The following is a 24,241-nucleotide window of genomic DNA, read 5'->3' as shown; positions in this document are numbered from 1 at the left end:
AAACGGAGCGAGATGGAACCCGGTGCCACGCACAGCGCCTCACTGCCTCTCACCGCGGCGCAACGGGAGATCTGGCTCGCGCAGCAGTCGGCCCCCGCGAACCCGGTCTACAACATCGGCGGCTACATCGAGATCCGCGGTCCCGTGCGGCCCGAGACGCTGGAGGCCGCACTGCGGTGCGTGGTCGACGAGACCGACGCGCTGCGGCTGCGGTTCGTCGAGGAGAACGGCGAGCCGCGGCAGGTCCTCGGGGAACAGCCGGACTGGTCACTGCGGTTCGTCGACGTGAGCACGGCGCCCGATCCGCGGGCGACGGCCCTGGAGTGGATGCGCGCCGAGCTGCGCGAGCCGCGTGCGCTCGACCGGGCGCCGCTGTTCTCGTTCGCGCTGTTCCGCGAGGCGCCCGACCGGTTCCTCTGGTACTACGCGAACCACCATCTGCTCCTGGACGCCTACAGCGTCGGCCTCGTGGTGCGCCGTGTCGCCGAGCTGTACCCGGCGCTCGACGCCGGGGAGCCGGTGCCGCCGCGCACCTTCGGCGCGCTCGCCGAACTCCTCGACGACGAGCGGGAGTACCGGGATTCGGCGGCGTTCGGGCGGTGCAAGGACTTCTGGCTCGACCGGATGGGCGACGCCCCCGAGGTGGTGCGGCTCGGGGAGCCGCCCGCCGCGCTGCCCTCCGACTTCCTGCGCGAGACGCGACAGCTCACGGCCGCGGAGCTGCGCGGCACCGCGGCCGGGGACCAGCCGGTGGCGTCGGGTGCTCCGGCCCACCTCGTGGCCGCCGCCGCGGCCTATCTGCACCGGATGACCGGGGCGTCGGACGTCGTCGTCGGGCTCGCGGTCGGCGGGCGGGACAGCCGTCGGCTGCGGCGGATCCCGGGGATGTTGGCCCAGGCGGTGCCGCTGCGCCTGACGGTCACGCCCCGGACGACCGTGGCCGAGCTGCGCGCGCAGGCGGCGGAGCGGATCCTCGAAGGGCTGCGGTACCAGCGGTACGGCAGCGGGGAGCTGGGCCGCACCCTCCAACGGGGCACCGGCGAACGGGAGTTGTTCGGCACGGTGGTCAACGTGATGTCCTTCCCGCGCCGTCTGCGGTCCGGCGGCCTGGAGTGGCACATCCACGGCCTGTCCAACGGCCCGGTGGCCGACTTCGGCGTGGCGGCCGAGGATGTCGGCGACGGCGAGGGACACCTGCTGCACTTCGACGCCAACCCGGCCCTGTACGGGCGTCCCGAGCTGGTCGCCCACCGCGACCGGCTGCTCCGGCTGCTGCGCCAAGTGGTCGACGCCGACGCCGCGTTGCCGGTCGTCGGCCTCGAACTGACCACCCGGGCCGAGCGCGACCGTCTGCTTGAGCTGGCCACCGGGCCCGACGGCGAGGACTCCCCCGCCGTCACGGTGCCCGAGCTCCTCGCGCCGTGGGCCGCCGCCGACGCCCCGGCCGTGCACTGCGGTACGACGACGGTCGGTTACCGGGAGCTGCACGCCCGCGCCAACCGGCTTGCCCGGCTCCTGATCGGTCGCGGGGTCGGGCCCGAGCGGTTGGTGGCGGTGGCGCTGCCGCCGTCGGTGGACCTGATCGTGGCGCTGCTCGCGGTGCTCAAGGCCGGGGGTGCCTTCCTGCCGCTCGACGTCGACCATCCCGTACAGCGGCTGCGGTTCCTGCTCGGGGACGCCGCGCCGCATCTCGTACTGACCGGCCGTGAGCACGCCTCACTCCTCGACGGCTCGGACGTGCCCGCCGTCGTGCTCGACGAGGCGCGGGTCACCGAAACGTGTGCGGCGCTGCCCGACCACGAGGTGGCCGACGCCGAACGGGACCGGCCCCTGCACCCGGCGCACCCCGCGTATCTGATCTATACCTCGGGCTCGACCGGCACCCCGAAGGGAGTGCTCGTCACCCACGCGGGCGTGCCGGACCTGGCCCGGAACCAGCGCGAGACGCTGGGGGTCGGCCCGGGCAGCCGGGTGCTGCAGGCGGCGTCGGTGGGTTTCGACGCGATGTTCTGGGAGCTGTGCCAGGCGCTGACGTCGGGGGCGGCCCTCGTCCTCCCTGCGCCCGGTCTGCCCCGCGTCGACGCCCTCGTCGAGGCGCTGGCCGCCGAACCGCCGGTGACCCATGTGACGTTGACGCCCGCGGTCCTCGCGAGCATCCCGTACGACACGGTCCGCCCGGGCACCACGGTGGTCGTCGCCGGTGAGTCGGTCTCCGGCGCGCTGGTGGCGGGCTGGTCGCCGGGGCGCACCCTCATCAACGCCTACGGGCCGACCGAGTACACCGTCTGTGCCACCGCGAGCACCGCGCTGCACGGCACCGAAGCGTCCGCGGAGGCCCCGCCGATCGGTACGCCGATCCGTGGCGCGCGGGCGCACGTCCTCGCACCGGACCTGCCGTCGGCGCCCGTCGGGGTGCCGGGCGAGCTGTATCTGGCGGGCCCCGGGGTGGCTCGCGGCTACCGGGACCAACCGGCCCTGACCGCCCAGCGGTTCGTGGCGAATCCCTTCGGCCCGCCGGGCTCGCGCATGTACCGCACCGGGGACCTGGCGCGCTGGAACGACGACGGCACCCTGCAGTTCGTGGGCCGCGCGGACGACCAGGTGAAGGTGCGGGGGTTCCGGGTCGAGCTCGCCGAGGTGGAGGCGGCCGTCGCGGCACAGCCCGAGGTCGGCGCCGCGGTGGTGGTCCTGCGCGAGGACAGGACCGGCGACCGGCGGCTCGCCGCCTATGTGGTCCCCGGGACCGCGCAGACCGTCGACCCGGTGGCGCTGCGCCGCTCGCTCGCCGCGCGGCTGCCGCAGCACATGGTGCCGGCGGCCGTGGTGGTGCTCGAAGCGCTGCCCCTGACCGGCAACGGCAAGCTCGACCGGAGTGCGCTGCCCGCCCCCGACCCGACCGGTGCGGGCGGCGGGCGGCCGCCCCGCTCGCTGGCCGAGCAGACCCTCTGCGAACTCGTCGCCGAGGTGCTCGGGGTGCCCGCCGTCGGTGTCGACGACGACTTCTTCGACCTCGGCGGCCACTCGCTCCTCGCCACCCGCCTGGTGGGCCGCGTCCGTGAGGAGTTCGGCACCGAGCTGTCGGTGCGGCACGTCTTCGAGTCGCCCACCGTGGCGGGGCTCGCGGTCCGGCTCGCCGCGGGCGGGCAGGGCGGTGCCGACCGTGCCGCCCACGACCCGCTGCCCGACCCGGCCGACCTCGCGGAGCTCGGCCCCGTGCTCGCCGAACATCCCGACGTCGCCCGGGCCGCGGTCGCGCTCACCGAAGGACGCCTGGTCGGCTATGCCGTGCCCGCGCCCGAACGCCGTATCGACGAGGGGGCGTTGCGGGCGTATCTGGCCGGTGCCGCGTACCTCGGCGGAGCCCTGCGCGAGCGTGCCGTGCCGACCGCGGTGGTCGTCCTCGACGAGCTGCCGTCGACCGCCGCGGGTGCCCTCGACCGGGAGGCGCTGCCCGCGCCCCGCGTCGGCCCCGACCCGGGGGGGCGTGGCCCCCGTTCGCCCCGCGAGGAGCTGCTGTGCCAGCTGTTCGCCGAGGCGCTCGTGCTGCCTTCGGTGGGCATCGACGATTCGTTCTTCGACCTCGGCGGGCACTCGCTGCTCGCGGCCCACCTGGTCGGCCGGGTGCGGGAGGTGCTGGGTGCCGAACTGTCCGTCCGTGACGTGTTCGAGGCGCCGACCGTGGCCGGGCTCGGCGAGCGGGTGGGCGTGGGCAGCGGGCGCGACGCGCTGAGCGTGCTGCTGCCGCTGCGGACCAGGGGCGACCGGGCCCCGCTGTTCTGCGTCCATCCCGCCGTCGGCCTCAGCTGGTGCTACGCCGGGCTGCTGCACGGCCTCGGCACCGGGCATCCCGTCCACGGGCTGCAGGCGCGCGGCCTCGACGGCCGCGACGCGCTGCCGACGACCGTGCGGGAGATGGCCGCCGACTATCTGGAGCAGATCCTGAAGGTGCAACCGAACGGCCCCTACCATCTGGTGGGTTGGTCCTTCGGCGGGCATGTCGCGCACGCCATCGCCACCCTGCTGCAGGCCCGCGGCGAGCGCGTGGAGCTGCTCGCGGTCCTCGACAGCTATCCGGGCGCCGGTACGAAGGACGGGCGTGCGCCGCGGGAGGCGGAGATGCTCGCCGAGCTCGTGCACTTCGTCGGCGGCGGTCCCGGCACCCCGGACGGGGCGCTGGACCGGGCCGGGGTCGCGGGTCAACTGGGCGTCGACGGCGGGCCGTTGGCCGCGCTCGACGCGGCGGCCCTGGCCGCGGTCGTGGAGGTCTTCCTCAACAACGCCCGGCTGATGCGCAGGCCGCCCGAGGCGGCGTTCGACGGGGATCTGCTGCTGTTCCGTGCGACGAAGGGCCGCCACAGGACGGCCTCGGCGGACCGAGACGCCTGGCGGCCCTACGTCACCGGGCTGATCGAGGTGCACGAAATCGCCTGCGAGCACCGCGAGATGGCCCTGCCGGGCCCGCTCGCTCAGCTCGCCGCGGTCATCCGGCCTCGGGTGCGGGCCCGCTGACCACGGGCTCCGGCTCCGGCTCCTGCCAGTACATGCTGTCGGCCGACACGGTCAGCCGGTCGGGCCGTGTCCGCCAGCCCGCCTCGATGGTGCGCAGCAGCCGCTGGTGGTTGTCGCCGTCCAGCTGGAGGTGGTTGGCGTCCGGGTGGTTGCCGGAGGTGAACTCCGCGGTGCGGCCCTCCCAGAAGGCCCGCATCGCGGCGTCCTCGTCGGGCCCGCGCACCCGCTTGCGCGGTGCCGCGTCCGGCCCGCCGCCCAGCGACGTGTACTCGCCCGCGCCCAGGCCCGCGGTGAGGTAGCTGAACGAGTCGGCCTCGGAGACGGTGCTGCCGGTGAGCTTCTTCGCGGTCCAGAAGTACGAGGTCTCGTCCTGGTGGGTGTCGTAGACCGCCTGGAGGAACTCGTAGTACAGGTTGTACTCGCGGCGGTGACGGAACTCGGACTCGGCGAACGCCCGCTGTTCGTCGACGCGTCCGGACAGCACGCTGTTGATCGACCGGGCCGCCAACAGGCCGCTGTACGTGGCCAGATAGACGCCGGTGGAGAACAGCGGGTCCACGAAGCAGGCGGCGTCGCCGACGAGCGTCATGCCGGGCCGCCAGAAGCGGGTGTTGCTGTACGAGTAGTCCTTGCGCACCCGTACCTCTCCGTAGGGGCCCTCGGTCACCCGGCGTGCGTCGCTGAGGAAGTCGCTGATCATCGGCGACTCGCTGATGAACTGTTTGAGCGTGGCCTCCCGGTCGTTCTGGATCTTGTCGGCCATCTCGGCGGGCACGACGGCGCCCACGCTGGTGAGTTCGTCGGTCAGCGGGATGTACCAGAACCAGCCGCCGCCGAACGCCGCGCACGTGATGTTGCCCTTGCGGGGCGGGGCCATCCGCTTGCCGCCCTCGAAGTATCCGAACACGGCGATGTTGCGGAAGTACTCGGCGAGTTCGCGGGTGCCGCCGACGTGCTTGCGGATGCGGCTCGTGTTGCCGGACGCGTCGACGACGAACTTGGCGGTGACGGTGTGCTCGACCCCGTCGGCGTCGGTGTAGCGCACGCCGCGTATCCGCTCCTCGTCGGAGATGACGTCGCGTACGCCGCACTGCTCCCGGACCTCCACGCCGACCCGCCGGGCGTTGTCCAGCAGGATCTTGTCGAACTTCATGCGCTCGACCTGGAACGCGTGGCGTCCCCGGTGGGTGTCGGTCGCGAAGGTGAAGGACCACGGGTCCGGGCTCGCGCCCCACAGGAAGGTGCCGCCGGTCTTGGTCTGGAAGCCGGCCGCCTCCACCTCGTCGGCCACGCCGAGCAGCCCGCAGATCCACTCCGTGGTCGACGGCAGCAGGGACTCGCCGATCTGGTACCGGGGGAAGGACTCCTTCTCCAGGAGCAGCACCCGGCCGCCCTGCATGGCGACGAACGAGGCGACGGTCGAGCCCGCGGGCCCGCCGCCGACCACGACGACGTCGACGTCCGTGGACTCACTGACCGGTTGGTTCATGGTGGTCTCCGTTCTGGTGGGAGGTCAGGCCGCGGCGGTCGCGCCCGGCTCCGGGACGAGGCGTACCGGCAGTGACTGCATGCCGGACAGGATGCTGGAGTAGATCGGCTGCGCCGGGCCGAGTTGCTCGATGTCGGCCACCAGACGGCGCAGCCCGTCGAGCACCGCCTCGACCTCGAGCCGCGCCAGGTAGTGGCCGAGGCAGAAGTGCGAGCCGAGCGCGAAGGTGAGGTGCTTGTTCGGGGACCGGTTGAGGTCGAAGCGGTCCGGGTTCGCGAAGACCTCGCCGTCGAAGTTCGCGGAGGAGATCCATACGCTGACGGCGTCGCCGGGGGCGAACCGCCGGCCGTTGACCGTCACGTCGGCGGTCACCGTGCGGCCGCCGTGCAGGGAGGGGTGGGTCCAGCGCAGCACCTCGTCCACGGCGGTCGTCATGTCCGCCTCGCCCTTCTTGAGGGCCGCCCACTGGTCGGGGTGGTTGATGAGGGCGAGCAGCCCGCCGGTGATGGCGTGCCGCCCCGTCTCGTCGCCGCCGATCATCAGGCCGTAGCAGTTGGCCATCAGCTCGGCGTCGGACAGGTTCTCGCCCTCGATCCGGCTGCTGGCGAGGAGGCTCACCACGTCGTCGTGCTTGCCGTCCCTGCGGGTGGTGGCCAGGTCGGAGAAGTACAGCAGGATCTCGTTCTTCGCGGTCCAGCTGTCCTCGTACGGGGCGTCGGCGTAGTCGGAACTCCAGGCGTGCGAGGTCAGATCGAGCAGGTGCCTGCGGTCCTCGCGGGGGATCGCGAGGAGGTCGCAGATGGCGCCCAGCGGCACGTTCCCGGACACGTCCCGGGCGAAGTCGCAGGGTCCCTTCTCGATCGCCTCGATCAGCAGCCGGTCCACCGTCACGCGCAGCGCCTGCTTGATCTCGTCCAGCATCCGGGGCGAGAAGGCCCGCATGAGGATGTTGCGGACCTGGGTGTGCCGGATGCCGTCGGTCACCGCCAGCATGGTGCCGGACGCCGAGTCGCCGCCGGTGAGGATGGTGGCCAGGGCGTTGCCGCCCTCCGTGGTGAACTGGCCCTTGCCCCGGTAGACGGTCATCGCGTCGGCGTACCGGCTCACGACCCAGAAGCCGGGGCGTGAGTCGCGGGGGGTGTGCCAGTAGACGGGCCGGTGGGTGCGCAGATGGCGCCACACCTCGCTGAGGTCGTTCTCGGCGTGCAGCCGTGCGTCGGCGAGGTCGATGTCGTCGATGTCGTCGGGGGAGATCACTGGTCGGTCGTTCACACGTCGCTCCTTCCGTACTGCCTGTCCGGCGGGGTCACCGGGTGGGCCTCGCCACCGCGGCGAGCGCCTCGATCGTCGGGTTGTCGATCAGCTCGCGCGGCGAGATCGAAAGCCCTGCCCGGCGGGCCTCACGGATCAGCACGATGGTGAGCATGCTGTTGCCGCCGAGCTTGAAGAAGTCGCTGTCGATGTCCACCGCGGCCAGCCCGAGCACCTTTGCGAAGGACTCGGCGAGTGCGGTCTCGGTCGGGGTGCGCGGCGGCCTGCCCGCCGTGGCGGGGGCCGTCTTCGGCGCGGGGAGCGCGGCCCGGTCGAGCTTGCCGCTGGGGGTCAGCGGGAGGTCGTCGAGCGTCACGAAGGCGGCGGGCACCATGGCGGGCGCCAGGTGGCGCTCGACGTGCAGGCGCACGTCGTCGGGGTCGGGTGCGGTCTCGCCCGCGGACACCAGGTACGCCACGATCCGCGGGGCGCCGGGCTCGTCCTCCCGGACGACGGCGACCGCGCGGTCGACGCCGGGGTGGCCGGTCACCGCCGCGGCCACCTCGCCCAGTTCGACGCGGTGGCCGCGGATCTTCACCTGGTCGTCGGCGCGGCCGTGGAAGGCCAGCGTGCCGTCCTGTCGCCAGGACATCAGGTCCCCGGTCCGGTACATCCGCTCGCCGGGAGCGAACGGGTTGGCCACGAACCGCTCGGCGGTCAGGCCGGGCCGCCGCAGATAGCCGCGGGCCAGGCCGGTGCCCGCGATGCAGAGTTCGCCGACGACGCCGGGCGGCACCGGCCGCAGTCCGTCCGCGAGCACATAGACCGAGCGGCCCTCGATCGGTCTGCCCACCGGCGGCGCCGACTCGCCCGACAGCGGCTCGCTCATGGTCGCGCACACGGTGGCCTCGGTCGGGCCGTACGCGTTGATCGTGCGGCGGTTGCCCGACCAGGTCGCGGCGAGTTCGGCCGGGCATGCCTCGCCCGCCATCACCAGGGTGCGCAGGCCCGGCAGCCGGGGCTCGTCGAGGCTGGCCACGGCCACCGGCGGCAGCACAGCGTGGCTGACCCGCTCGCCGACGAGCACCCGTTCCAGTTCCTCGCCGACGAGCGGCCCCGCGGGCGGGACGACGAGGGTCGCGCCGACGGTGAAGGCGGCCACCAGTTCGGTGACCGAGGCGTCGAAGCTGGGCGAGGCGAACTGCAGGACGCGGCTGTCGGGGCCGACCGCCATGCGCTCCGTCTTCGCCGCCGCGAGCGAGGCGAGTCCCGCGTGGGTGACCACGACCCCCTTGGGGCGGCCGGTGGTGCCCGAGGTGTAGATGACGTACGCCATGTGGGCCGGAGGGCACGGCGGGTGCGCGTCCCCGGAGTCGGCGGCGGCGTCGAGTTCCGCGGCGGTCCCGGGGTCGTCGAGGACGATGCGCTCGGGGCCGGTACCGGCCGGTGGCGCCGACCGGGTGGTCGTCACGAGCAGCGCGGGCCGTGCGTCGGTGAGCATGAACGCGATGCGGTCGGCCGGGTAGTCGGGGTCCACGGGCAGATAGGCGGCGCCCGCCCGGCCGGCCGCGACGATCGCGACGACCATCTCCGCGGAGCGGGGCAGCGCGAGCGCGACGATGTCCTCGGGGCCGCAGCCGCGGCGCCGCAGCAGGTGGGCGAGGCGGTCGGCGCGGCGGTCCAGCTGGGCGTAGGTGAGCGCGTCGCCGTCGCCGACCAGCGCGATGCGGTGCGGGTTGTCGGCGGCCTGCCGCCGCACCACGTCGGCGAGCGAGGCGGGGGGCGTCTCGTCGCCGGTGTCGTTCCAGTCGGTGAGGACCCGGCGGTGCTCCTCGTCGGTCAGGAGTCCGATCGCGCCGAGCGGGCGGTCCGGGTCGTCGGCGAACCCTTCGAGGAGCCGGACGAGGAGGCTCGCGGGCAGTCCGGTGCCGGTACCGGCCGGTGCGGTCAGGGACAGCCGTGTCCTTCGGCCGGGACGCACGGTGCAGCGGACCGGGGCCCCGCCGGTGTGCGGGCCCGCCGGGTCCGTGGCGGCCACCTCGACCGCCGTGTCGAACAGCTCGTACACCGTCTGACTCGAAGGAGCCTCGAGTCCGGCGAGAGGGGACCACTCGTCGGCCAGCAGGACCGCCGTCGCGGCGAAGGAGGTGTCCGCCCGGTACCGGACGCGGACGGGCAGCCGGGGCCCGCCGAAGACCACGTGTTCGCTGCCGGTCAGCAGGCTCAGCACCGCGCCCCAGGCGGCCCGTACGACCGTTTCCAGGGAGAGTCCGCGCGTGCCGCAGTGCGCGGCGATGCGGGCGCTGGTCGCCTCGGACAGCTCCCGTTCGGTGCTCGCCGCTCCCCCGCTGCCGGGGTCCGCGGCCGTCGCGAGTGCCGGTACCAGCAGGGTCGGTTCCTCCGCCGCGGCCAGGTAGTCGCGCCAGGCCGCGTCGGCCGGAGGGGTGTCCCGCCCGGCGGCATACGTGGTGGGCAGGGTCATCTCAGCTCTCCATTCCGTTGGGGACCGGCAGCCGCGCGGCGTCCTCGGCCTCCGCGCGCAGCCGCGCCCGGTCGGGCTTGCCGAAACCGAGCACCGGCAGCTCCGCGCGGAACGTGACGTCGGCGGGGGCCTGGTTCGGCGACAGGGCCGTGGCGACGTGCTCGCGCAGGTCGTCGGCGGTGACGCGGTGGCCGTCGCGGGCGACCACCACGGCGTGGACGCGCTCCTTGCGGTCGGCGTCCGCGACGCCGAACACCACCGCGTGCGCCACCGCGGGGTGCGCCGCGAGCGCCTTCTCCACGGCCGCCGGGTACACCTTGATTCCGTTGGTCTTGATGACGTCCGCGAGCCGGCCGCGCAGATGCAGATAGCCGCGTTCGTCGAGGTGGCCGACGTCGCCGGTGTGCAGCCAGCCGTCGCGCAGGGTCCGCGCGGTCAGCTCCGGGTCGTCCCAGTAACCGGCCATCGACAGCGGTGTGTGGACGCAGACTTCGCCGACCTCGCCGGTGGGCAGCTCGCGGTCGTGCGGGTCCCGGATGCTCACCTTCACCAGCTCGACCGGCCGGCCGACGGTGGTCAGCAGCTCCGGCTGCGCGTGGTCCTGGGCGGTCAGCCTGCACATCAGGCCGATCTCGCTGTTGCCGTAGATCTGGCAGAGCACCGGGCCGAAGACCTTGACGGCCTCGGCGAGCCGTTCGGCGGCGGCCGGGCTGCCGGTGTACATGAGGTCCCGCAGGCTGGACAGGTCCGCGGCGGCGACGTCCGGATGGTCCTTGAGGGCGTACACCTGCGGGGCGGAGAGCATCATGCGGGTGATCCGGTGCCTGCCGACCGCGCGCAGCACGGCCGCGGCGTCGAATCCCGGGTGCAGTACGACGGTTCCGCCCGCCACCAGCACGTTGTCGGAGGTGAACGCGGACGTGTGCGTCAACGGCGCGGTGACGAGCAGTGTCTGCCTGCGCGCCTCGGCGGCCATCCGCGCGATGATGGCGTTCTTCACCTCGAACGACCAGCAGACGCCCTTGGGCCGTCCCGTCGAGCCGCTGGTGAAGGTGACGACGGCGAGGTCGCCCTGGGCGGCGTCGGCCAGGTCGAAGGCGTCGGGCGGGAGTTCGCTCAGGTCGACGACGTCGGGGCCGAGGTCGCCGAGGCCCGCGACGAGCACGGGGCGTTCGGAGCGGGTGCGCAACGCGCGGGCCCGGTCGGCGTTCTCCGCGTCGATCGCGAAGACCGTCGCCCTGGTGCTCCGCACGATGTCGAGCTGGTCGCCGAGCCGCAGCACGTCGCCGGGGTTGACCGCGTTCACCGTGCCGACGTGCACCGCGACGGCGCCGACGAGGCCCGCGGCGTACCGCAGGACGAGTGTGGCGGGGGTGTTGTTGACCGTCATCACCGCGACCACGTCGCCGACGCCGACGCCGTGGGCGCGCAGCCCTGCGGCGGCCGAGCGGACCGCGTCGGCCAGTTCGCCGGCGTGCGTCGGGATGTCCTGGTGGACGAGGCGGATCCGGTGCTCGTCGAGGTACAGCGACTCGAGGATCTGCCGGACGTAGTGGTCGTTGCCGGGCATGACGCGCTCCCATTCGGTGTACGGCTGCAGAGCTGGGCGCACCGCCGCGCGGTCGCGGGGCGGGCTACGGGGATCCGTCGTGCGGTCTGACGCGGTGCCCGCGCCGCACAGGGGGCAGCGTGGGGGCCGGCTTCCGCGGCGGGGGAAAGGCAGAGAGTGTCGGATCGACGGTCGAGGCGGAACCATCGCGCCTCGGGACCTCGATGGACATCGCCGAGTCTAGGCAGCCGCGCGCGGCCGGGTCCAGAGCGACGGGCCCCACGGACGTTCGTTGCGCGTGCACCGCATCCGCCGTCAACTGACGCTGGTCGTCCGCTTGTTGGAGCCTCTCGGACGGCCCCGGCTTCTTCGGGCGTTCGACCTGCGGTGCCGCTAGGCTCCCCGGCACCGAACGGTTCCCGCGCCTTGAAGGGAGGCGGATGTGACCGGAGTTGCCGTCCTTGCCGGAGCAGGCTTGGTCGCAGGTGACGCGATCGTGGAGCGGCTTGCCGACGACGGGTTCGATCTCGCGGTGCTCGGCCCGTCGCCGGATGCCGGTGCCGCGGCGGTGGAGCGTGCGCGCCGGGCGGGCCGGCGTGCGGTGTGTGTGCCGCTGCGGGCCCGCGACGCCGATTCCGTACGGCAGGCGGTGGCCCGCGTCGACGAGCAACTCGGCCCGCCCGCCGTGCTGTTGAACGTCGTCGACGCGCTGGTGAGCGGCCCGCTGCGCGAGGTGCCCGACTGGGACGACCGGGTGGGCGGGCCGCTGCGGGAGGCGTTCCTGATCAGCCAGGCGGTGTTCGACCCGATGATCCGGGAGGGGCACGGGCGCATCGTGACCGTGGCCCAGGTGCGCGGCGCCCCCGGCCGGCAGGAGAACGCCACGGTCCGGGAGGGCCTCGAAGGGTTCACCCGGACCCTTGCGCTGGAGGCCGACGCGTTCGGCATCACCGCCAATCTCGTCGTCGCGGGGCTCGGCGTCCGCGCGCCGGTCGCGGCGGAGATCCTGCCGCCCGCGCCGGGTGCGCCCGGCCTTGAGGGGCCGCCGCCCACGGCCGGCCGGCTCGCGGCCACGGTGGCGTTCCTCGCCAGTGACGCGGCCGCCGTCGTGTCGGGGCAGATCATCCATGTCGCGGCCCCCGAAGGGGCGTTCTGAGGCGGGGTCAGCCCCGGTGGCGGTCGGCCCCCGCGAACTGCGCCGCGTGCAGCCGTGCGTAGGCGCCACCGGCCGCCCGCAGCTGGTCGTGGGTGCCCTGTTCGAGGATGCGTCCCTCCTCCATGACGAGGATCAGGTCGGCGTCGCGGATCGTGGAGAGCCGGTGGGCGATGACGAAGCTGGTCCGCCCGCTGCGCAAGGTGTTCGTCGCGCGCTGGATCAGGACTTCGGTGCGGGTGTCCACCGAGCTGGTCGCCTCGTCCAGGATCAGGATGCTGGGCCGTACGAGGAACGCCCGCGCGATGGTGATGAGTTGCCGCTCGCCCGCACTGAGGTTGCCGCCCTCCTCGTCCAGCATCGTCCGGTACCCGTCGGGCATGGCGCGCACGAAGTGGTCGACGTGTGCGGCGCGGGCGGCCGCCTCGATCTGTTCGGGTGTGGGGCGGTCGGCGCCGTACCCGATGTTGTCGGCGACGGTCCCCCGGAACAGCCAGGTGTCCTGGAGCACCATGCCGATGTCGCGCCGCACGTCCTCGCGGGGCATCGTCGCGATGTCCACGCCGTCCATGGTGATCCGGCCCCCCGTGCTGTCGTAGAAGCGCATGAGGAGGTTGACCAGGGTCGTCTTCCCCGCGCCCGTGGGGCCGACGATGGCGATGGTCTGGCCCGGCTCCGCGGTGAACGAGAGGTGCTCGATGAGCGGTTCGTCCGGGGCGTACCGGAAGGAGACGTCGTCGAAGACGATCCGGCCGCGTACGGGTCCCGGCCTGGCCGGTGGCGCCGGGTCGGGCGGCTGCTCCTCGGTGTCGAGCAGCTGGAAGATGCGCTCCGCGGACGCGATGCCGGACTGCAGGAGGTTGCTCATGGTCGCCACCTGGGTGATGGGCTGGCCCAGTTGGCGCGAGTACTGGATGAAGGCCTGGACGCTGCCGAGGGTGACCATGCCCGCGGTGGCGAACAGGCCGCCGCACACCGCGACGAGCACGAAGTTGAGGTTGGCGAGGAACAGCATGGTGGGCTGGATGACCCCGGAGACGAACTGGGCGCGGAAGCCGGCCTGGCGCAGTTCGCGGTTGTCGCGGTCGAACTCCCGCCGCACCTCGTCCTGGAGGCCGAAGACGCGTACCACCGTGTGGCCCGCGTACGTCTCCTCGATGTGCCCGTTGAGCCGTCCCGTGGTGCCCCACTGGCGGACGAAGTGGGGCCGCGCCCTGCGGCCGATCCTGGCGCTTGCGACCAGGCACAGCGGGATGGTGGTCAGCGCGACGAGGGCGAGCAGCCACGACACCCAGAACATCATCGCGACCACGCCGACGATGGTGAGGACCGACGTGAGCAGCTGGCTGAGCGTCTGCTGCAGTGTCTGGGTGAGGTTGTCCATGTCGTTGGTGGCGCGGCTGAGCACGTCTCCGCGCGACTGCCGGTCGAAGTAGCTCAGCGGCAGCCGGGACAGCTTCGCCTCGACCTCCTCGCGCAGCCGGAAGGCGATCCGCTGCACCACCCGGGCGGTGCACCGCGCCTGCACGAAGCCGAACATCGCGGAGAACACGTACAGGAGCAGGGCGAGGAGCAGCACCCGGCCCAGCTGGTCGAAGTCGATGCCGTCGCCGGGCACCACGGGCAGCGCGGACACGACGTCCGCGAGCCGGTCGTGCCCGGTCGCCCGCAGATGGGCGACGGCCTCCGACTTGCTGGTGCCCGGCCTCAGTTGGCCGCCGACGTGCCCGGTGACGATGACGTCGGTGGCCTTGCCGAGCGTGCGCGGTCCGAGCACGGCGAGGCCGACGCTGACCACGGCGCAGCCCGCGGTCGCGGCGATGAGGCGGCGGTCCGGGCGCAGGGTGCGGGCCAGGCGGCGGGCCGAGCCGCGCAGGTCGAGGGCCGCGGACGACGGCGGCCCGCCGCCCATCGCCCGCCCGGCCCCGACCGCGCCCGCCAGGGGCTGGCGCCTGCTGGGGGTGGGCTGTGTCATGTCACGCGGCTTCCTGGTCGTCCGGCTGGGACAGGGCGATTTCCTGGTACGTGGCGTTGTGCGCGAGCAGTTCGGTGTGTGTGCCGGTGCCGACGACGCGTCCCTTGTCGAGTACGACGATGTGGTCCGCGTCCCGGATGGTGCTGACCCGCTGGGCGACGACGAGCACGGTCGCCCCGGCCGTCTCGGCGGCCAGCGCGGCCCGCAGCGCCGCCTCGGTGGCGTGGTCGAGCGCGGAGAACGAGTCGTCGAACAGATAGATCGCGGGTCTGCGGATGAGCGCCCTGGCCATGGCGAGGCGCTGGCGCTGTCCGCCGGAGAGGTTCGAGCCGCCCTGGGCGACGGTGGCCGCGAGGCCCTGCGGGAGCCGTTCGACGAACTCCCGTGCCTGCGCGACCTCCAGGGCCCGCCACATCTCGGCCTCGGTGGCGTCGTGCTTGCCGTGGCGGAGGTTGTCGGCGACGGTGCCGGAGAACAGGAAGGCCCGCTGCGGCACGTATCCGACCTGCGCCTGAAGCACCTCGGGCGCCAGTTCCCGTACGTCGACGCCGCCGACCCTGACGGTGCCCGCGCTCGCCTCCATGAGCCGCGGCACCAGGTTGAGCAGGGTCGTCTTGCCGCTGCCGGTGCCGCCGACGATCGCCGTGGTGGTGCCGGGGCGGGCGATGAGGTCGACGCCCTGGAGGACGGCCGACTCGGCGCCGGGATAGCGGAACTCGGCCGCGGCCAGGTCGACTTCACCGGCGCGGGGCAGCGCGGTACTGCCGTGGTCGGGGGCCCGCAGCGTCGGCTCGGTGCCGAGCACGTCCTGGATGCGTTCGGCGCACACCGCGGCCCTCGGGATCATGGTGAACATGAAGGTGGCCGACAGGATCGACATGAGGATCTGCATCAGGTACGAGAGGTAGGCGGGCAGCGCGCCGACCGCCATCGGCCCCGCGTCGATCCGGTGCCCGCCGAACCACAGGACGGCGACGCTGGACAGGTAGATGACCAGCATCAGGATGGGGAACATGACGGCCATGAGCCGGCTGACGCGCAGCGACACGTCGGTGAGTTCTTCGTTGGCCTCGGTGAACCTGCGGCGCTCGCGGTCGTCGCGGACGAACGCGCGGATGACCCGGACCCCGGTGATCTGCTCGCGCAGGATGCCGTTGGTGCGGTCGAGCCGGGTCTGCGCCAGCCGGTTCAGGGGGAGCATCCGGCCGAGCAGGAAGCCGACGACGAGGACGAGCACCGGGATGATGACCGCGAAGAGCCCGGACAGCGGCCCGTCCAGGCGCAGCGCCATGACGACGCCGCCGACGCACACGATCGGCGCGGGCACCAGCAGGGTGCCGGTGAGCAGCGTCAGGAGCTGGACCTGCTGGACGTCGTTGGTGGTGCGGTTGAACAGGGACGCCGTGCCGAATCTGCCGACCTCGCGTACGGAGAAGGACAGGACCCGGTCGAAGACGGCGGCCCGCAGGTCGTGGCCGAGCGCCGTGCCGACCCGGGAGCTGAGGTAGACCGCTGTGATCGAGCAGCAGATCTGGACGAGGGCGATGCCCGCCATCACCCCGCCGGTCCGCAGGATGTATCCGGTGTCGCCGGTGAGGACGCCGTGGTCGATGAGGTCGGCGTTGAGGTTGGGCAGTTCGAGGGCGGCGAGGGCCTGCGCGATCTGCAGGAGGACGACGAGGGCGAGGGAGCGCCGGTAGGGCCGCAGTCGCTGCCGGAGTAAGGGGAGCAGCATCAGCGGCGCACCTTTCCGTTCGGCCGCTCCGGCCGCCGTGCCGGTTCCGCCGTGCGCTCGCCCTTGAGCACGCCGTCCAGGAGCAGCGTGGCGATCTCGCTGGTGCCGAGCGCCTCGCCGAGGCCGAAGGTGCCGCGGGTGGTGGCGAACACCATGGCGACCACCAGTTGGGCGACCGCGGCGGGCGGGCGGCTCAGGATCCCGCGGTCGGGCTCGACCACCTCGGCGACGGTCGCGACGAGCCGTTGCCGGTAGCGCGCCACCTCCGCCATGAACGGTTCCTTGACCTCGGCGGGTGCGGACTGGCCACGCAGCGCGACCACGAGCGGTTCGGTCGCGACGAGTTGGTCGGCGATGATGCCGATCACCGCGGCCAGCCGCTCCCGCAGTGCGAGGCCCGGATCGATCGCCTGGATCGCGGTCACGATGGGCGTGGGCTCGAAGCTGCTCAGCACGGTGGCGTGGATGAGCGACTGCTTGTCCGGGAACACCGAGAAGATCGTGCCCTCGGCGATGCCCGCGGCCCTGGCGATCTGCTGCGTGGTCACCGGGACGCCGTGCTCCAGGAGGAGCGGGAGGGTGGCGGCGATGATGGCGGCGCGCCGCTCCTCGGGTTCGAGGGAGGGTGCGCGGCGCCGTCGTCGGCGTCCCTGAGTCGTGTCGTCGGTCACCCGCGCAGCGTAATGAGTGAGCGCTCACTTGAACAAGTGGGAGGCATTACGATCGGCCGCGTCCTGTCGACCGGACGGAAGGCACCCGATGATCCCCACGCCACCCGACCTGCTCACCGAACTCACCGATCTGTACCAGGACTTGCACCGCCATCCCGAGCTGTCCTTCGCGGAGCACCGCACGGCCGCCCTGGTCGCGGCGCGGCTGCGCGCGCTCGGCTGCGACACGTTCGAAGGGGTGGGCGGCACCGGCGTGGTCGGCGTCCTGGAGCGGGGCGAGGGACCGACCGTGCTGCTGCGCGCCGACATGGACGCGCTGCCCGTCACGGAGAAGACCGGCCTGCCGTACGCGTCGGCGCACGACGGGGTCGCCCACGCCTGCGGCCACGATCTGCACACCACCTGGCTGATCGGCGCCGCGACCCTGATGGCCCGTCACCACACCGACTGGGCAGGCAGGTTGCTGCTGGTGTTCCAGCCCGCGGAGGAGACGGGCCGCGGCGCCCGCGCAATGCTCGACGACGGCCTGTACAAGCGGTTCGGCACCCCGGCGGTCGCGTTCGGCCAGCACGTGGGCCCGGGCCCCGCGGGCCAGATAGGCCACCGCCACGGGGTGGCCATGGCTGCCGGTGACGCCATCCGGATCCGGCTGCACGGCAAGGGCGGGCACGGCTCGCGCCCGGAGGCGACCGTGGACCCGGTGGTGATGGCCGCGGCGACGGTGCTGCGCCTGCAGACCGTGGTGTCACGGGAGATGGCGGCGAGCGATCCGGTGGTGCTGACCGTCGGGTCCTTGCACGCGGGCACCAAGGAGAACATCATTCCCGACGAGGCCGAACTGGGCCTGTCCCTGCGGTCCTTGGACCCCGCAGTGCGCGAGCGGGCCCTCGCGGCGATCGAGCGGATCGTCCGCGGCGAGGCGGCGGCGTCCGGGGCGCCGGAGCCGGACATCGACCTGCTGTACGGCTTTCCGGCGCTGGTCAACGACGCGCGGACCGTCGACGCCGTGCTCGCGGCGTTCGCGGCGCACTTCGCCCCGGAACGGCTGGTCCCCGCGCCGGTGATACCGGCGAGCGAGGACTTCGGGCTGCTGACCGACGGCGGCCGCATCCCCTCCGCGTACTGGTTCGTGCGCGGGACCGATCCGGCCGCCTACGCGCGGGCGCAGGCCGCGGGCCGGGTCGCGGAGAGCGTGCCGACCAACCACTCGCCGTACTTCGCGCCCGTGCTCGATCCGACGCTGGCGACGGGCGTGGAGACGCTGGTCGGCGCCGCGCTCGCCTGGCTCGGCGGCCGGTAGGCCGGGGGCGCGCCGGGGAGGGCGCGGCCCCGCGCTCTCTCACGTCTCGCGCAGCGCCTTCGCCAGTACGCCGTCGCCGGTCAGCTCGATGCGGCCGGACCGTACGCCCTCCCCCACGGTGAACTCGCCCCGGCTCAGGGCCACGCAGGTGTCGGCGTCCAGGGCGATGCGTGCGTCGGGCTCGGCGGGGGCGGGGCCTTCGCCGTAGGCCTCGGCTCCGGTGCGGGCCCCGCCGCCCGCGGCGCGCACATGGAACCGGCCCTCGTCGAGCCGGACTTCGACCACGCCCTCGACCTCGGCCGCCTCCAGGGACCTGAGCAGCGGCAGCGCGAACCAGTGGGCGCGGACCGCGTCCGTGGGCCTGCGCTCGTCCAGGGCGGGGGCGCCCCAGGCCGCGATGGCCTGCAGGACGGGCAGCAACTCCCGTCCCCTTTCGGTGAGTTCGTAGACGTACGCGGCCGACGGCGGGGCCAGCCTGCGGCGGGTGGACAGGCCCTGCTGCTCCATGTCCTTCAGGCGCGAGGCGAGGACGTCGGTGCTGACGCCGGGCAGGTCGGCGTGCAGGTCGGTGTAGCGGCGGGGGCCCGCGAGGAGTTCCCGGACGATCAGCAGGGTCCAGCGGTCGCCGACGGCGTCCAGGCCACGGGCGGCTGCGCAGTACTGGTCGTAGCTTCGGCGGGACCGCGACTGCGGCCGGGGCTGAGGTGGCATGCGACATAGTCTATGCAAGTTGTTGGACTTTCCAAGCGGAGGCTTGGTAAAACCAAGTAACACACGTCACGGGAGGCGCAGCGCATGGAGTTCCGGCAGTCGAGCAAGCTCAGCGAGGTCTGTTACGAGATCCGGGGCCCGGTCATCGAGCACGCCAACGCCCTGGAGGAGGCGGGCCACAGCGTCCTGCGCCTCAACACCGGCAACCCCGCGCTGTTCGGCTTCGAGGCGCCCGAGGAGATCGTCCAGGACATGATCCGGATGCTCCCGAACGCGCACGGCTACACGGACTCGCGCGGCATCCTCTCCGCGCGCCGGGCCGTCGCCCAGCGCTACCAGGCGCTCGGCCTGGACGACGTCTCCGTAGACGACGTCTTTCTCGGCAACGGCGTCTCCGAACTGGTCACCATGGCCGTGCAGGCCCTCCTGGAGGACGGCGACGAAGTCCTCATCCCCGCCCCCGACTTCCCCCTGTGGACCGCCGTGACGACCCTCTCCGGAGGCAAGGCCGTCCACTACGTGTGCGACGAGTCCGCGGACTGGTACCCCGACCTCGACGACATGGCCTCGAAGATCACCGACCGCACCAAGGCCGTCGTGATCATCAACCCGAACAACCCCACGGGCGCGGTCTACCCGAAGGAGATCCTGGAGGGCATCCTCGATCTCGCCCGGCGGCACGGCCTGATGGTCTTCGCCGACGAGATCTACGACCAGATCCTGTACGACGACGCCGTGCATCACAGCGTCGCCGCCCTCGCCCCCGACCTCGTGGTCCTCACCTTCTGCGGCCTCTCCAAGACGCACCGGGTGGCCGGTTTCCGGTCCGGCTGGCTGGTCGTGACCGGCCCGCAGCAGCACGCCAAGAACTACCTGGAGGGCCTGACGATGCTCGCCTCCATGCGGCTGTGCCCCAACGCCCCCGCCCAGTACGCCATCCAGGCCGCGCTCGGCGGCCGCCAGTCCATCCATGAACTCACCGCGCCCGGCGGCCGGTTGCACGAACAGCGCGACCGGGCCTGGGAGAAGCTGAACGAGATCCCCGGCGTCTCCTGCGTCAAGCCCAAGGGCGCCCTGTACGCCTTCCCGCGCCTGGACCCGAAGGTCCACCCGATCCACGACGACGAGAAGTTCGTCCTCGACCTCCTCCTCCAGGAGAAGATCCAGGTAGTCCAGGGCACCGGCTTCAACTGGGCGCGCCCCGACCACTTCCGCATCCTGACCCTCCCCTACGCTGACGACCTGGACGCGGCGATCAGCCGCATCGGCCGCTTCCTCAGCAGCTACCGCCAGTGACCCAGAGCCCCGGGAGTGCCGTGCCGCCCTGCACCACCTGCACCGTGCCCGTCCACACGCAGTTCGCCTCGCCGGAACTCGTCGGACCCATCGTGTACGAAGACTTCGACCGGGCCGCGGACCCGGCCTGGCGCACCTCGGGTGCGGTCACGCTCGACGACTACGCCCGCTGGTGCGGCCACCTGTGCGGACTGACGTGCTTCCGCATGGCGCTCGGCCCGTCCTCGCCGTCCCTGTTCCAACTCCGGGACGGCGCGCTGAAGTACGGCGCGTACACGGAGGAGAGCGGCGTGATCCGGGGAATGATTTACGCCCCCTTCGCCGCGTACGCCCGCGAGGAGTTCGGCGTCGACGCCGCCGTGCACCGGCACCTCTCCGTCGAGGAGATCGGCGCGCTGCTCGACGAGGGACGGCAGGTCATCGCCTCCGTGCACTACGAGATCCGCCGCCCGCACCGCCCCGCGCCGGGCCGGGGCGGCCACCTCGTCCTGCTCACGGGACGCACGCCCGACGGGCGCCTGCACTTCCACAATCCGTCGGGGATCGACGCGGGGACCCGCACCGCGGCGCTGGCCGCCGACGAGTTCGAGCCGTTCTTCGCCGGACGTGGAGTGTCACTGCGCTGACAGCCGGTCACCCCGCCTGCCAGGATGGCGCCATGATGCGTGGAGGCAGGGTCGCCGTCGTCGGCGGCAGCATCGCAGGGTGTGCCGCGGCGCTGGCCGCGCACCGCGGGGGTGCGGACGAGATCACCGTGTACGAGCGCGCCACGGGCGACCTGGCGGACCGCGGCGTGGGACTCGCCGTGCACAACTCCCGTTACGCGGAGCTGGAGTCGGCCGGGTACATGGACGCGGGCATGCCGTGGGTGCAGATAGTGCGCCGCCGCTGGTACGTGCGCGACGACGCCGAACCCACCGGACTCGGCCGCGAGATCGCCACGATGCCCTTCCCGTTCCGTACCTACAACTGGGGCCCGTTGTGGCGTGAGTTGCGCGGCCGCGTGCCGGAGTCCGCGGTCTTCCGCTCCGGCACGACCGTCGAGGCACTGCACCCGGGCCCCGACGGCACCCGGGTCGACACCGCCGCGGGCAGCGACCACTTCGACCTGGTCATCGGCGCGGACGGCTACCGCTCCGCGACCCGCGCTGCCGCGTTCGGCGACGTACGCCCCGCCTACGCCGGATACCTCGCCTGGCGCGGCGCGTTCCCCGAGGCCCGCCTGGACGATCCGGAGCTGTGGGCCGAGGACGACTGCGTGTACGCCGTCTTCCCCGGCGGCCACGTCATCATCTACCGCATCCCGGACGGCGCGGGCGGCCACCGCGTCAACTGGGTCCTGTACACCGCGCCGCCCGCCGACCTCGACCTCGGGCTGGGCCTCGACCTGCGGCTCACCGGACCCACCAGCCTGCCGCCCGGCGGCCTCACCGAGGCGCTCACCGCCCATCTCGGGTACGTCGCCGATGTGCTCCTGCCGCCGTACTGGGGCGCGCTGCTGCGCACGACGGCGCCCGCCGAGCTGTTCCTCCAGCCCATGTACGACTTCACGGCGCCCCGCTGCACCGCGGACCGCGTGCTGCTGGTGGGCGACGCGGCCGCGGTCGCCCGGCCGCACACCGGCGCGGGCGCGGTCAAGGCGCTGCAGGACGCGACGGTCCTGGAGTCCGCGCTGGCCACGGCGGACACCTGGGAGGACGCCCTGGACACGTACGACACCGACCGCACGCTCTCCGGTCGCTCGATGGTGGACCTGGGGAGGCGCCTCGGCGGTGCACTCGTCCAGGCGACGCCGGACTGGCGGGCCATGGACCAGTCGGCGCTCGAGGCGTGGTGGAAGCAGGCGGACGGCGCGGGGGCGTTCGGCGGGCGGCAGCTCAAGCGGTGACCGCCCGCGCGGTTCTGACGACGTTTCGGGGCCCGAAGTCAAGTTTGGGGGAAGCACGCCGGGATCAATAGGATCCGGCGATGATCACAAGACAACGGCCGGCGGCCTGGGCCTTCGCCCTGCTCGCGGCCCTGACCGCCGGGCTCGTCACGGCAGGCCCCGCGGCCGCCGGTGACGGCGACGAACCGGCCAAGCCCTCCCCCAAGGTCGAGCTCGTCCTCGACGTCAGCGGCTCCATGCGGGCCCGCGACATCGACGGCAAGTCCCGGATGGCCGCGGCGAAGCAGGCCTTCAACGAGGTCCTCGACGCGACCCCGGACGAGGTGGCGCTCGGCATACGCACCCTCGGCGCCAACTACCGCGGCGACGACCGCAGGACGGGCTGCAAGGACACCGAGCTGCTCTACCCCGTGGAGCAGCTCGACACGTCGGGCCGCACCGACGCGAAGACCGCGGTGGCGACCCTCGCGCCGACCGGCTGGACCCCGATCGGCCCGACGCTGCTCAAGGCCGCGGACGACCTCACCCGCGACGACGACGCCGAGCGCAGCCGCCGCATCGTGCTGATCTCCGACGGCGAGGACACCTGCCAGCCGCTCGACCCGTGCGTGGTGGCCCGCGACATCTCCGCCAAGGGCATCAACCTCACCATCGACACCCTGGGCCTGGTGCCGGACGCCAAGACCCGCGACCAGCTGAGCTGCATCGCCGAGGCGACCGGCGGAACGTACACCTCGATCCGGCACACCGATGAACTCTCGGGCCGTGTCAAGCAGTTGGTGGACCGTGCGGCCGACCCGGTGGTCACGCCGGTCGAGACGAAGGGCGCGGCGGAGTGCTCCGCGGCGCCGGAGCTGAAGTCGGGCCTGTACACCGACCGCGAGAAGTTCGGCGAGCACCGCTGGTACCGCGTGGACGTGCCCGCGGGCAAGGAGCTGCGCGCCTCCGTGAGCGTGGCGGCCGACCGTGCCGTCAACCAGGACTACGGCGTGCTGCTGCGGGCCGAGACGCCGAACGGCCGCGAGATCGTCCGCGGCCAGGAGTCCGGCGACGGGCGCACCGACGTGATCTCGACGGGGCTCCGCCATCCGACGCCGGAGGCGGACGACGACGAGGACGACACCTCCAGGACCGTCTGTCTGCGCATCAGCAACTCCTTCTCCGCGCCCGCTTCGGTGAAGACGACGCCGGGCCTGCCGGTCGAGCTGGCCGTGGACCTGGTGGATTCCCCCGACGAGGCGTCCGACGTGGCGTTCTTCGGGCTCGGCCACGGCTGGTGGCTGCTCGGCCTGCTCGCCCTCACCGGCTTCGTCGCCGGTCTGGTCTGGGGCTGGGTCTCCCGCTGGCGCTTCGCGGTCTGGAGGACCAACTGATGCGTACGACACGTGTGTTGAGGCGGTGCGCCGCCGCGACCGGCGCCGCGCTGCTGATCCTCGCGGGGGCCGCCGGAGCGGCGTACGCCGACGGTGACGAGAAGGGCGACGCGCCGACCGAGGCCGGTACCTCCTTCCGTACCGCCACCGCGATCCGCCCCGACCAGGAGGCCACCGCGGAGGCGTCCACGGGTGACTACCTGTACTGGGCGTTCCCCGTGGACACCGGGCAGCGGGCCACCGTGCACGCCACGGTGAAGCTGCCGGAGGCGGCCGCACGGCACGCCGCGTCCACCTGGCAGGTCGACGTGTACGACGGGCTCAGGCGCCGTCAGGCGTGCCGCCTCGGCACGCCGACGAAGACCGCGGCGCAGGACACCGCGTCGGTCTCGCTGTCCTGCTCGCTGCGCACGGTCAGGGCCTGGTCGGAGCAGTGGGCCAACGACCCGCTGCCCGGCACGTACTACCTGCGGCTCACGGTCACCGACCTCAAGGCGGACGACCTGGGCCTCCCGGTGAGCGTCCGGACGAAGGTCACCACGACCGACGCGGGCGGCGCGCAGGCCGTGGACGGCTCGCTCGGCGAACCGCTGGTGCCGGGCGCGGGCTCCGCCGACAAGCAGCGCACCGCCGCCGCCACCGAGCCGGAGGACGGCTGGGCGGGCGGCTGGTGGTCGTCGCGCTGGCTGTGGACGGCGGGCGGCGGCGTCCTCGCGGCGCTCGCGGGCGTCGGCGGCTACGCCCTGACGCGCGGCTCGGGACGGCCCGCCCGGGTGCCTCAGGGACTGTGAGGCGGCCCCCCGCACGCGGGTGACCTGCACCGCGTGGCAGTCTCGGGGGTGGCGGGACCGGACGGTTC

The 24,241-nt window shown here is 73.1% G+C and carries 16 protein-coding genes; 8 read left to right on the top strand and 8 right to left on the bottom strand.

The features are described 5' to 3' along the window. The first annotated feature begins 12 nt into the window (after window positions 1-12). Complete coding sequence (locus ACFWZ2_RS21880; RefSeq protein WP_384548066.1) at window positions 13-4,509, top strand: amino acid adenylation domain-containing protein; 4,497 nt, start codon at window positions 13-15, stop codon at window positions 4,507-4,509. Here ACFWZ2_RS21880 and ACFWZ2_RS21875 read toward each other — a convergent pair. Genes ACFWZ2_RS21875 through ACFWZ2_RS21860 form a run of 4 tightly spaced genes read right to left on the bottom strand, consistent with a single transcriptional unit; the run spans window position 4,481 to window position 11,301 of the window. Continuing rightward, window positions 4,481-5,998: a tryptophan 7-halogenase gene (locus tag ACFWZ2_RS21875; protein ID WP_384548064.1), complete on the bottom strand. Its 1,518-nt coding sequence runs from the start codon at window positions 5,996-5,998 to the stop codon at window positions 4,481-4,483. The genes ACFWZ2_RS21880 and ACFWZ2_RS21875 overlap by 29 nt on opposite strands. A gap of 24 nt (window positions 5,999-6,022) precedes the next feature. Continuing rightward, complete coding sequence (locus ACFWZ2_RS21870) at window positions 6,023-7,270, bottom strand: cytochrome P450 (RefSeq protein ID WP_384548062.1); 1,248 nt, start codon at window positions 7,268-7,270, stop codon at window positions 6,023-6,025. Between the two features lie 34 nt (window positions 7,271-7,304). Continuing rightward, complete coding sequence (locus ACFWZ2_RS21865; RefSeq protein ID WP_384548060.1) at window positions 7,305-9,731, bottom strand: amino acid adenylation domain-containing protein; 2,427 nt, start codon at window positions 9,729-9,731, stop codon at window positions 7,305-7,307. A 1-nt stretch (window position 9,732) separates the two neighbouring features. Continuing rightward, window positions 9,733-11,301, bottom strand: coding sequence for an AMP-binding protein (locus tag ACFWZ2_RS21860; protein WP_384548058.1), 1,569 nt, complete (start codon window positions 11,299-11,301; stop codon window positions 9,733-9,735). Window positions 11,302-11,722: 421 nt separating this feature from the next. On the opposite strand from ACFWZ2_RS21860, the gene ACFWZ2_RS21855 reads away from it, so the two are divergent. Continuing rightward, on the top strand, window positions 11,723-12,436 hold the full coding sequence (locus ACFWZ2_RS21855; RefSeq protein WP_384548056.1) for an SDR family oxidoreductase: 714 nt from the start codon (window positions 11,723-11,725) through the stop codon (window positions 12,434-12,436). Between the two features lie 7 nt (window positions 12,437-12,443). Here the strand turns inward: ACFWZ2_RS21855 and ACFWZ2_RS21850 are convergent, their stop codons facing one another. The 3 genes from ACFWZ2_RS21850 to ACFWZ2_RS21840 are packed head-to-tail and all read right to left on the bottom strand — an operon-like array spanning window position 12,444 to window position 16,814. After that, window positions 12,444-14,408 (bottom strand): ABC transporter ATP-binding protein, encoded by a 1,965-nt coding sequence (locus ACFWZ2_RS21850; RefSeq protein WP_384548054.1) that lies wholly within the window; start codon window positions 14,406-14,408, stop codon window positions 12,444-12,446. 1 nt (window position 14,409) lies between these two features. Next, complete coding sequence (locus tag ACFWZ2_RS21845) at window positions 14,410-16,143, bottom strand: ABC transporter ATP-binding protein (protein ID WP_384548052.1); 1,734 nt, start codon at window positions 16,141-16,143, stop codon at window positions 14,410-14,412. Then, the gene (locus ACFWZ2_RS21840; RefSeq protein WP_384548051.1) at window positions 16,143-16,814 is read right to left on the bottom strand and encodes a TetR/AcrR family transcriptional regulator; all 672 of its coding nucleotides are present in this window, start codon (window positions 16,812-16,814) and stop codon (window positions 16,143-16,145) included. The genes ACFWZ2_RS21845 and ACFWZ2_RS21840 overlap by 1 nt, the downstream gene beginning before the upstream one ends. 88 nt (window positions 16,815-16,902) lie before the next feature. Here ACFWZ2_RS21840 and ACFWZ2_RS21835 point away from each other — a divergent pair, with 88 nt between their 5' ends. After that, window positions 16,903-18,114, top strand: coding sequence for an amidohydrolase (locus ACFWZ2_RS21835; protein WP_384548049.1), 1,212 nt, complete (start codon window positions 16,903-16,905; stop codon window positions 18,112-18,114). A gap of 39 nt (window positions 18,115-18,153) precedes the next feature. Here the strand turns inward: ACFWZ2_RS21835 and ACFWZ2_RS21830 are convergent, their stop codons facing one another. After that, window positions 18,154-18,825: a winged helix-turn-helix transcriptional regulator gene (locus ACFWZ2_RS21830; RefSeq protein ID WP_384548047.1), complete on the bottom strand. Its 672-nt coding sequence runs from the start codon at window positions 18,823-18,825 to the stop codon at window positions 18,154-18,156. A gap of 84 nt (window positions 18,826-18,909) precedes the next feature. Between ACFWZ2_RS21830 and ACFWZ2_RS21825 the strand changes: the two genes are divergently transcribed. The 5 genes from ACFWZ2_RS21825 (at window position 18,910) to ACFWZ2_RS21805 (ending at window position 24,173) form a co-directional block, all read left to right on the top strand. Continuing rightward, on the top strand, window positions 18,910-20,121 hold the full coding sequence (locus ACFWZ2_RS21825) for a pyridoxal phosphate-dependent aminotransferase (protein WP_384548045.1): 1,212 nt from the start codon (window positions 18,910-18,912) through the stop codon (window positions 20,119-20,121). Window positions 20,122-20,165: 44 nt separating this feature from the next. Further along, window positions 20,166-20,747, top strand: coding sequence for a peptidase (locus ACFWZ2_RS21820; protein ID WP_384548043.1), 582 nt, complete (start codon window positions 20,166-20,168; stop codon window positions 20,745-20,747). Between the two features lie 35 nt (window positions 20,748-20,782). Beyond that, window positions 20,783-22,009, top strand: a complete 1,227-nt coding sequence (locus ACFWZ2_RS21815) for an FAD-dependent monooxygenase (RefSeq protein WP_384548107.1) — start codon at window positions 20,783-20,785, stop codon at window positions 22,007-22,009. An 80-nt stretch (window positions 22,010-22,089) separates the two neighbouring features. Then, window positions 22,090-23,382, top strand: coding sequence for a VWA domain-containing protein (locus ACFWZ2_RS21810; RefSeq protein WP_384548041.1), 1,293 nt, complete (start codon window positions 22,090-22,092; stop codon window positions 23,380-23,382). Beyond that, a complete protein-coding gene (locus ACFWZ2_RS21805) occupies window positions 23,382-24,173 on the top strand; it encodes a hypothetical protein (protein ID WP_384548040.1) in 792 nt (263 codons plus the stop codon). The genes ACFWZ2_RS21810 and ACFWZ2_RS21805 overlap by 1 nt, the downstream gene beginning before the upstream one ends. Window positions 24,174-24,241 lie beyond the last annotated feature (68 nt).

The sequence above is a fragment of the Streptomyces sp. NPDC059002 genome, from assembly GCF_042740435.1.
GTDB lineage: Bacteria > Actinomycetota > Actinomycetes > Streptomycetales > Streptomycetaceae > Streptomyces.
The sequence above is the reverse complement of the archived record's forward strand: the minus strand, read 5'-3'. Positions and strand labels throughout refer to the sequence as shown.

Bases quoted from the DNA above. Each gene is read 5' to 3' on its own strand.
- ACFWZ2_RS21880 (WP_384548066.1), top strand. From the start codon at position 13: ATGGAACCCGGTGCCACGCACAGCGCCTCACTGCCTCTCACCGCGGCG.
- ACFWZ2_RS21875 (WP_384548064.1), bottom strand. From the start codon at position 5,998: ATGAACCAACCGGTCAGTGAGTCCACGGACGTCGACGTCGTCGTGGTC.
- ACFWZ2_RS21865 (WP_384548060.1), bottom strand. From the start codon at position 9,731: ATGACCCTGCCCACCACGTATGCCGCCGGGCGGGACACCCCTCCGGCC.
- ACFWZ2_RS21860 (WP_384548058.1), bottom strand. From the start codon at position 11,301: ATGCCCGGCAACGACCACTACGTCCGGCAGATCCTCGAGTCGCTGTAC.
- ACFWZ2_RS21850 (WP_384548054.1), bottom strand. From the start codon at position 14,408: ATGACACAGCCCACCCCCAGCAGGCGCCAGCCCCTGGCGGGCGCGGTC.
- ACFWZ2_RS21845 (WP_384548052.1), bottom strand. From the start codon at position 16,143: ATGCTGCTCCCCTTACTCCGGCAGCGACTGCGGCCCTACCGGCGCTCC.
- ACFWZ2_RS21835 (WP_384548049.1), top strand. From the start codon at position 16,903: ATGATCCCCACGCCACCCGACCTGCTCACCGAACTCACCGATCTGTAC.
- ACFWZ2_RS21830 (WP_384548047.1), bottom strand. From the start codon at position 18,825: ATGCCACCTCAGCCCCGGCCGCAGTCGCGGTCCCGCCGAAGCTACGAC.
- ACFWZ2_RS21825 (WP_384548045.1), top strand. From the start codon at position 18,910: ATGGAGTTCCGGCAGTCGAGCAAGCTCAGCGAGGTCTGTTACGAGATC.
- ACFWZ2_RS21815 (WP_384548107.1), top strand. From the start codon at position 20,783: ATGCGTGGAGGCAGGGTCGCCGTCGTCGGCGGCAGCATCGCAGGGTGT.
- ACFWZ2_RS21810 (WP_384548041.1), top strand. From the start codon at position 22,090: ATGATCACAAGACAACGGCCGGCGGCCTGGGCCTTCGCCCTGCTCGCG.
- ACFWZ2_RS21805 (WP_384548040.1), top strand. From the start codon at position 23,382: ATGCGTACGACACGTGTGTTGAGGCGGTGCGCCGCCGCGACCGGCGCC.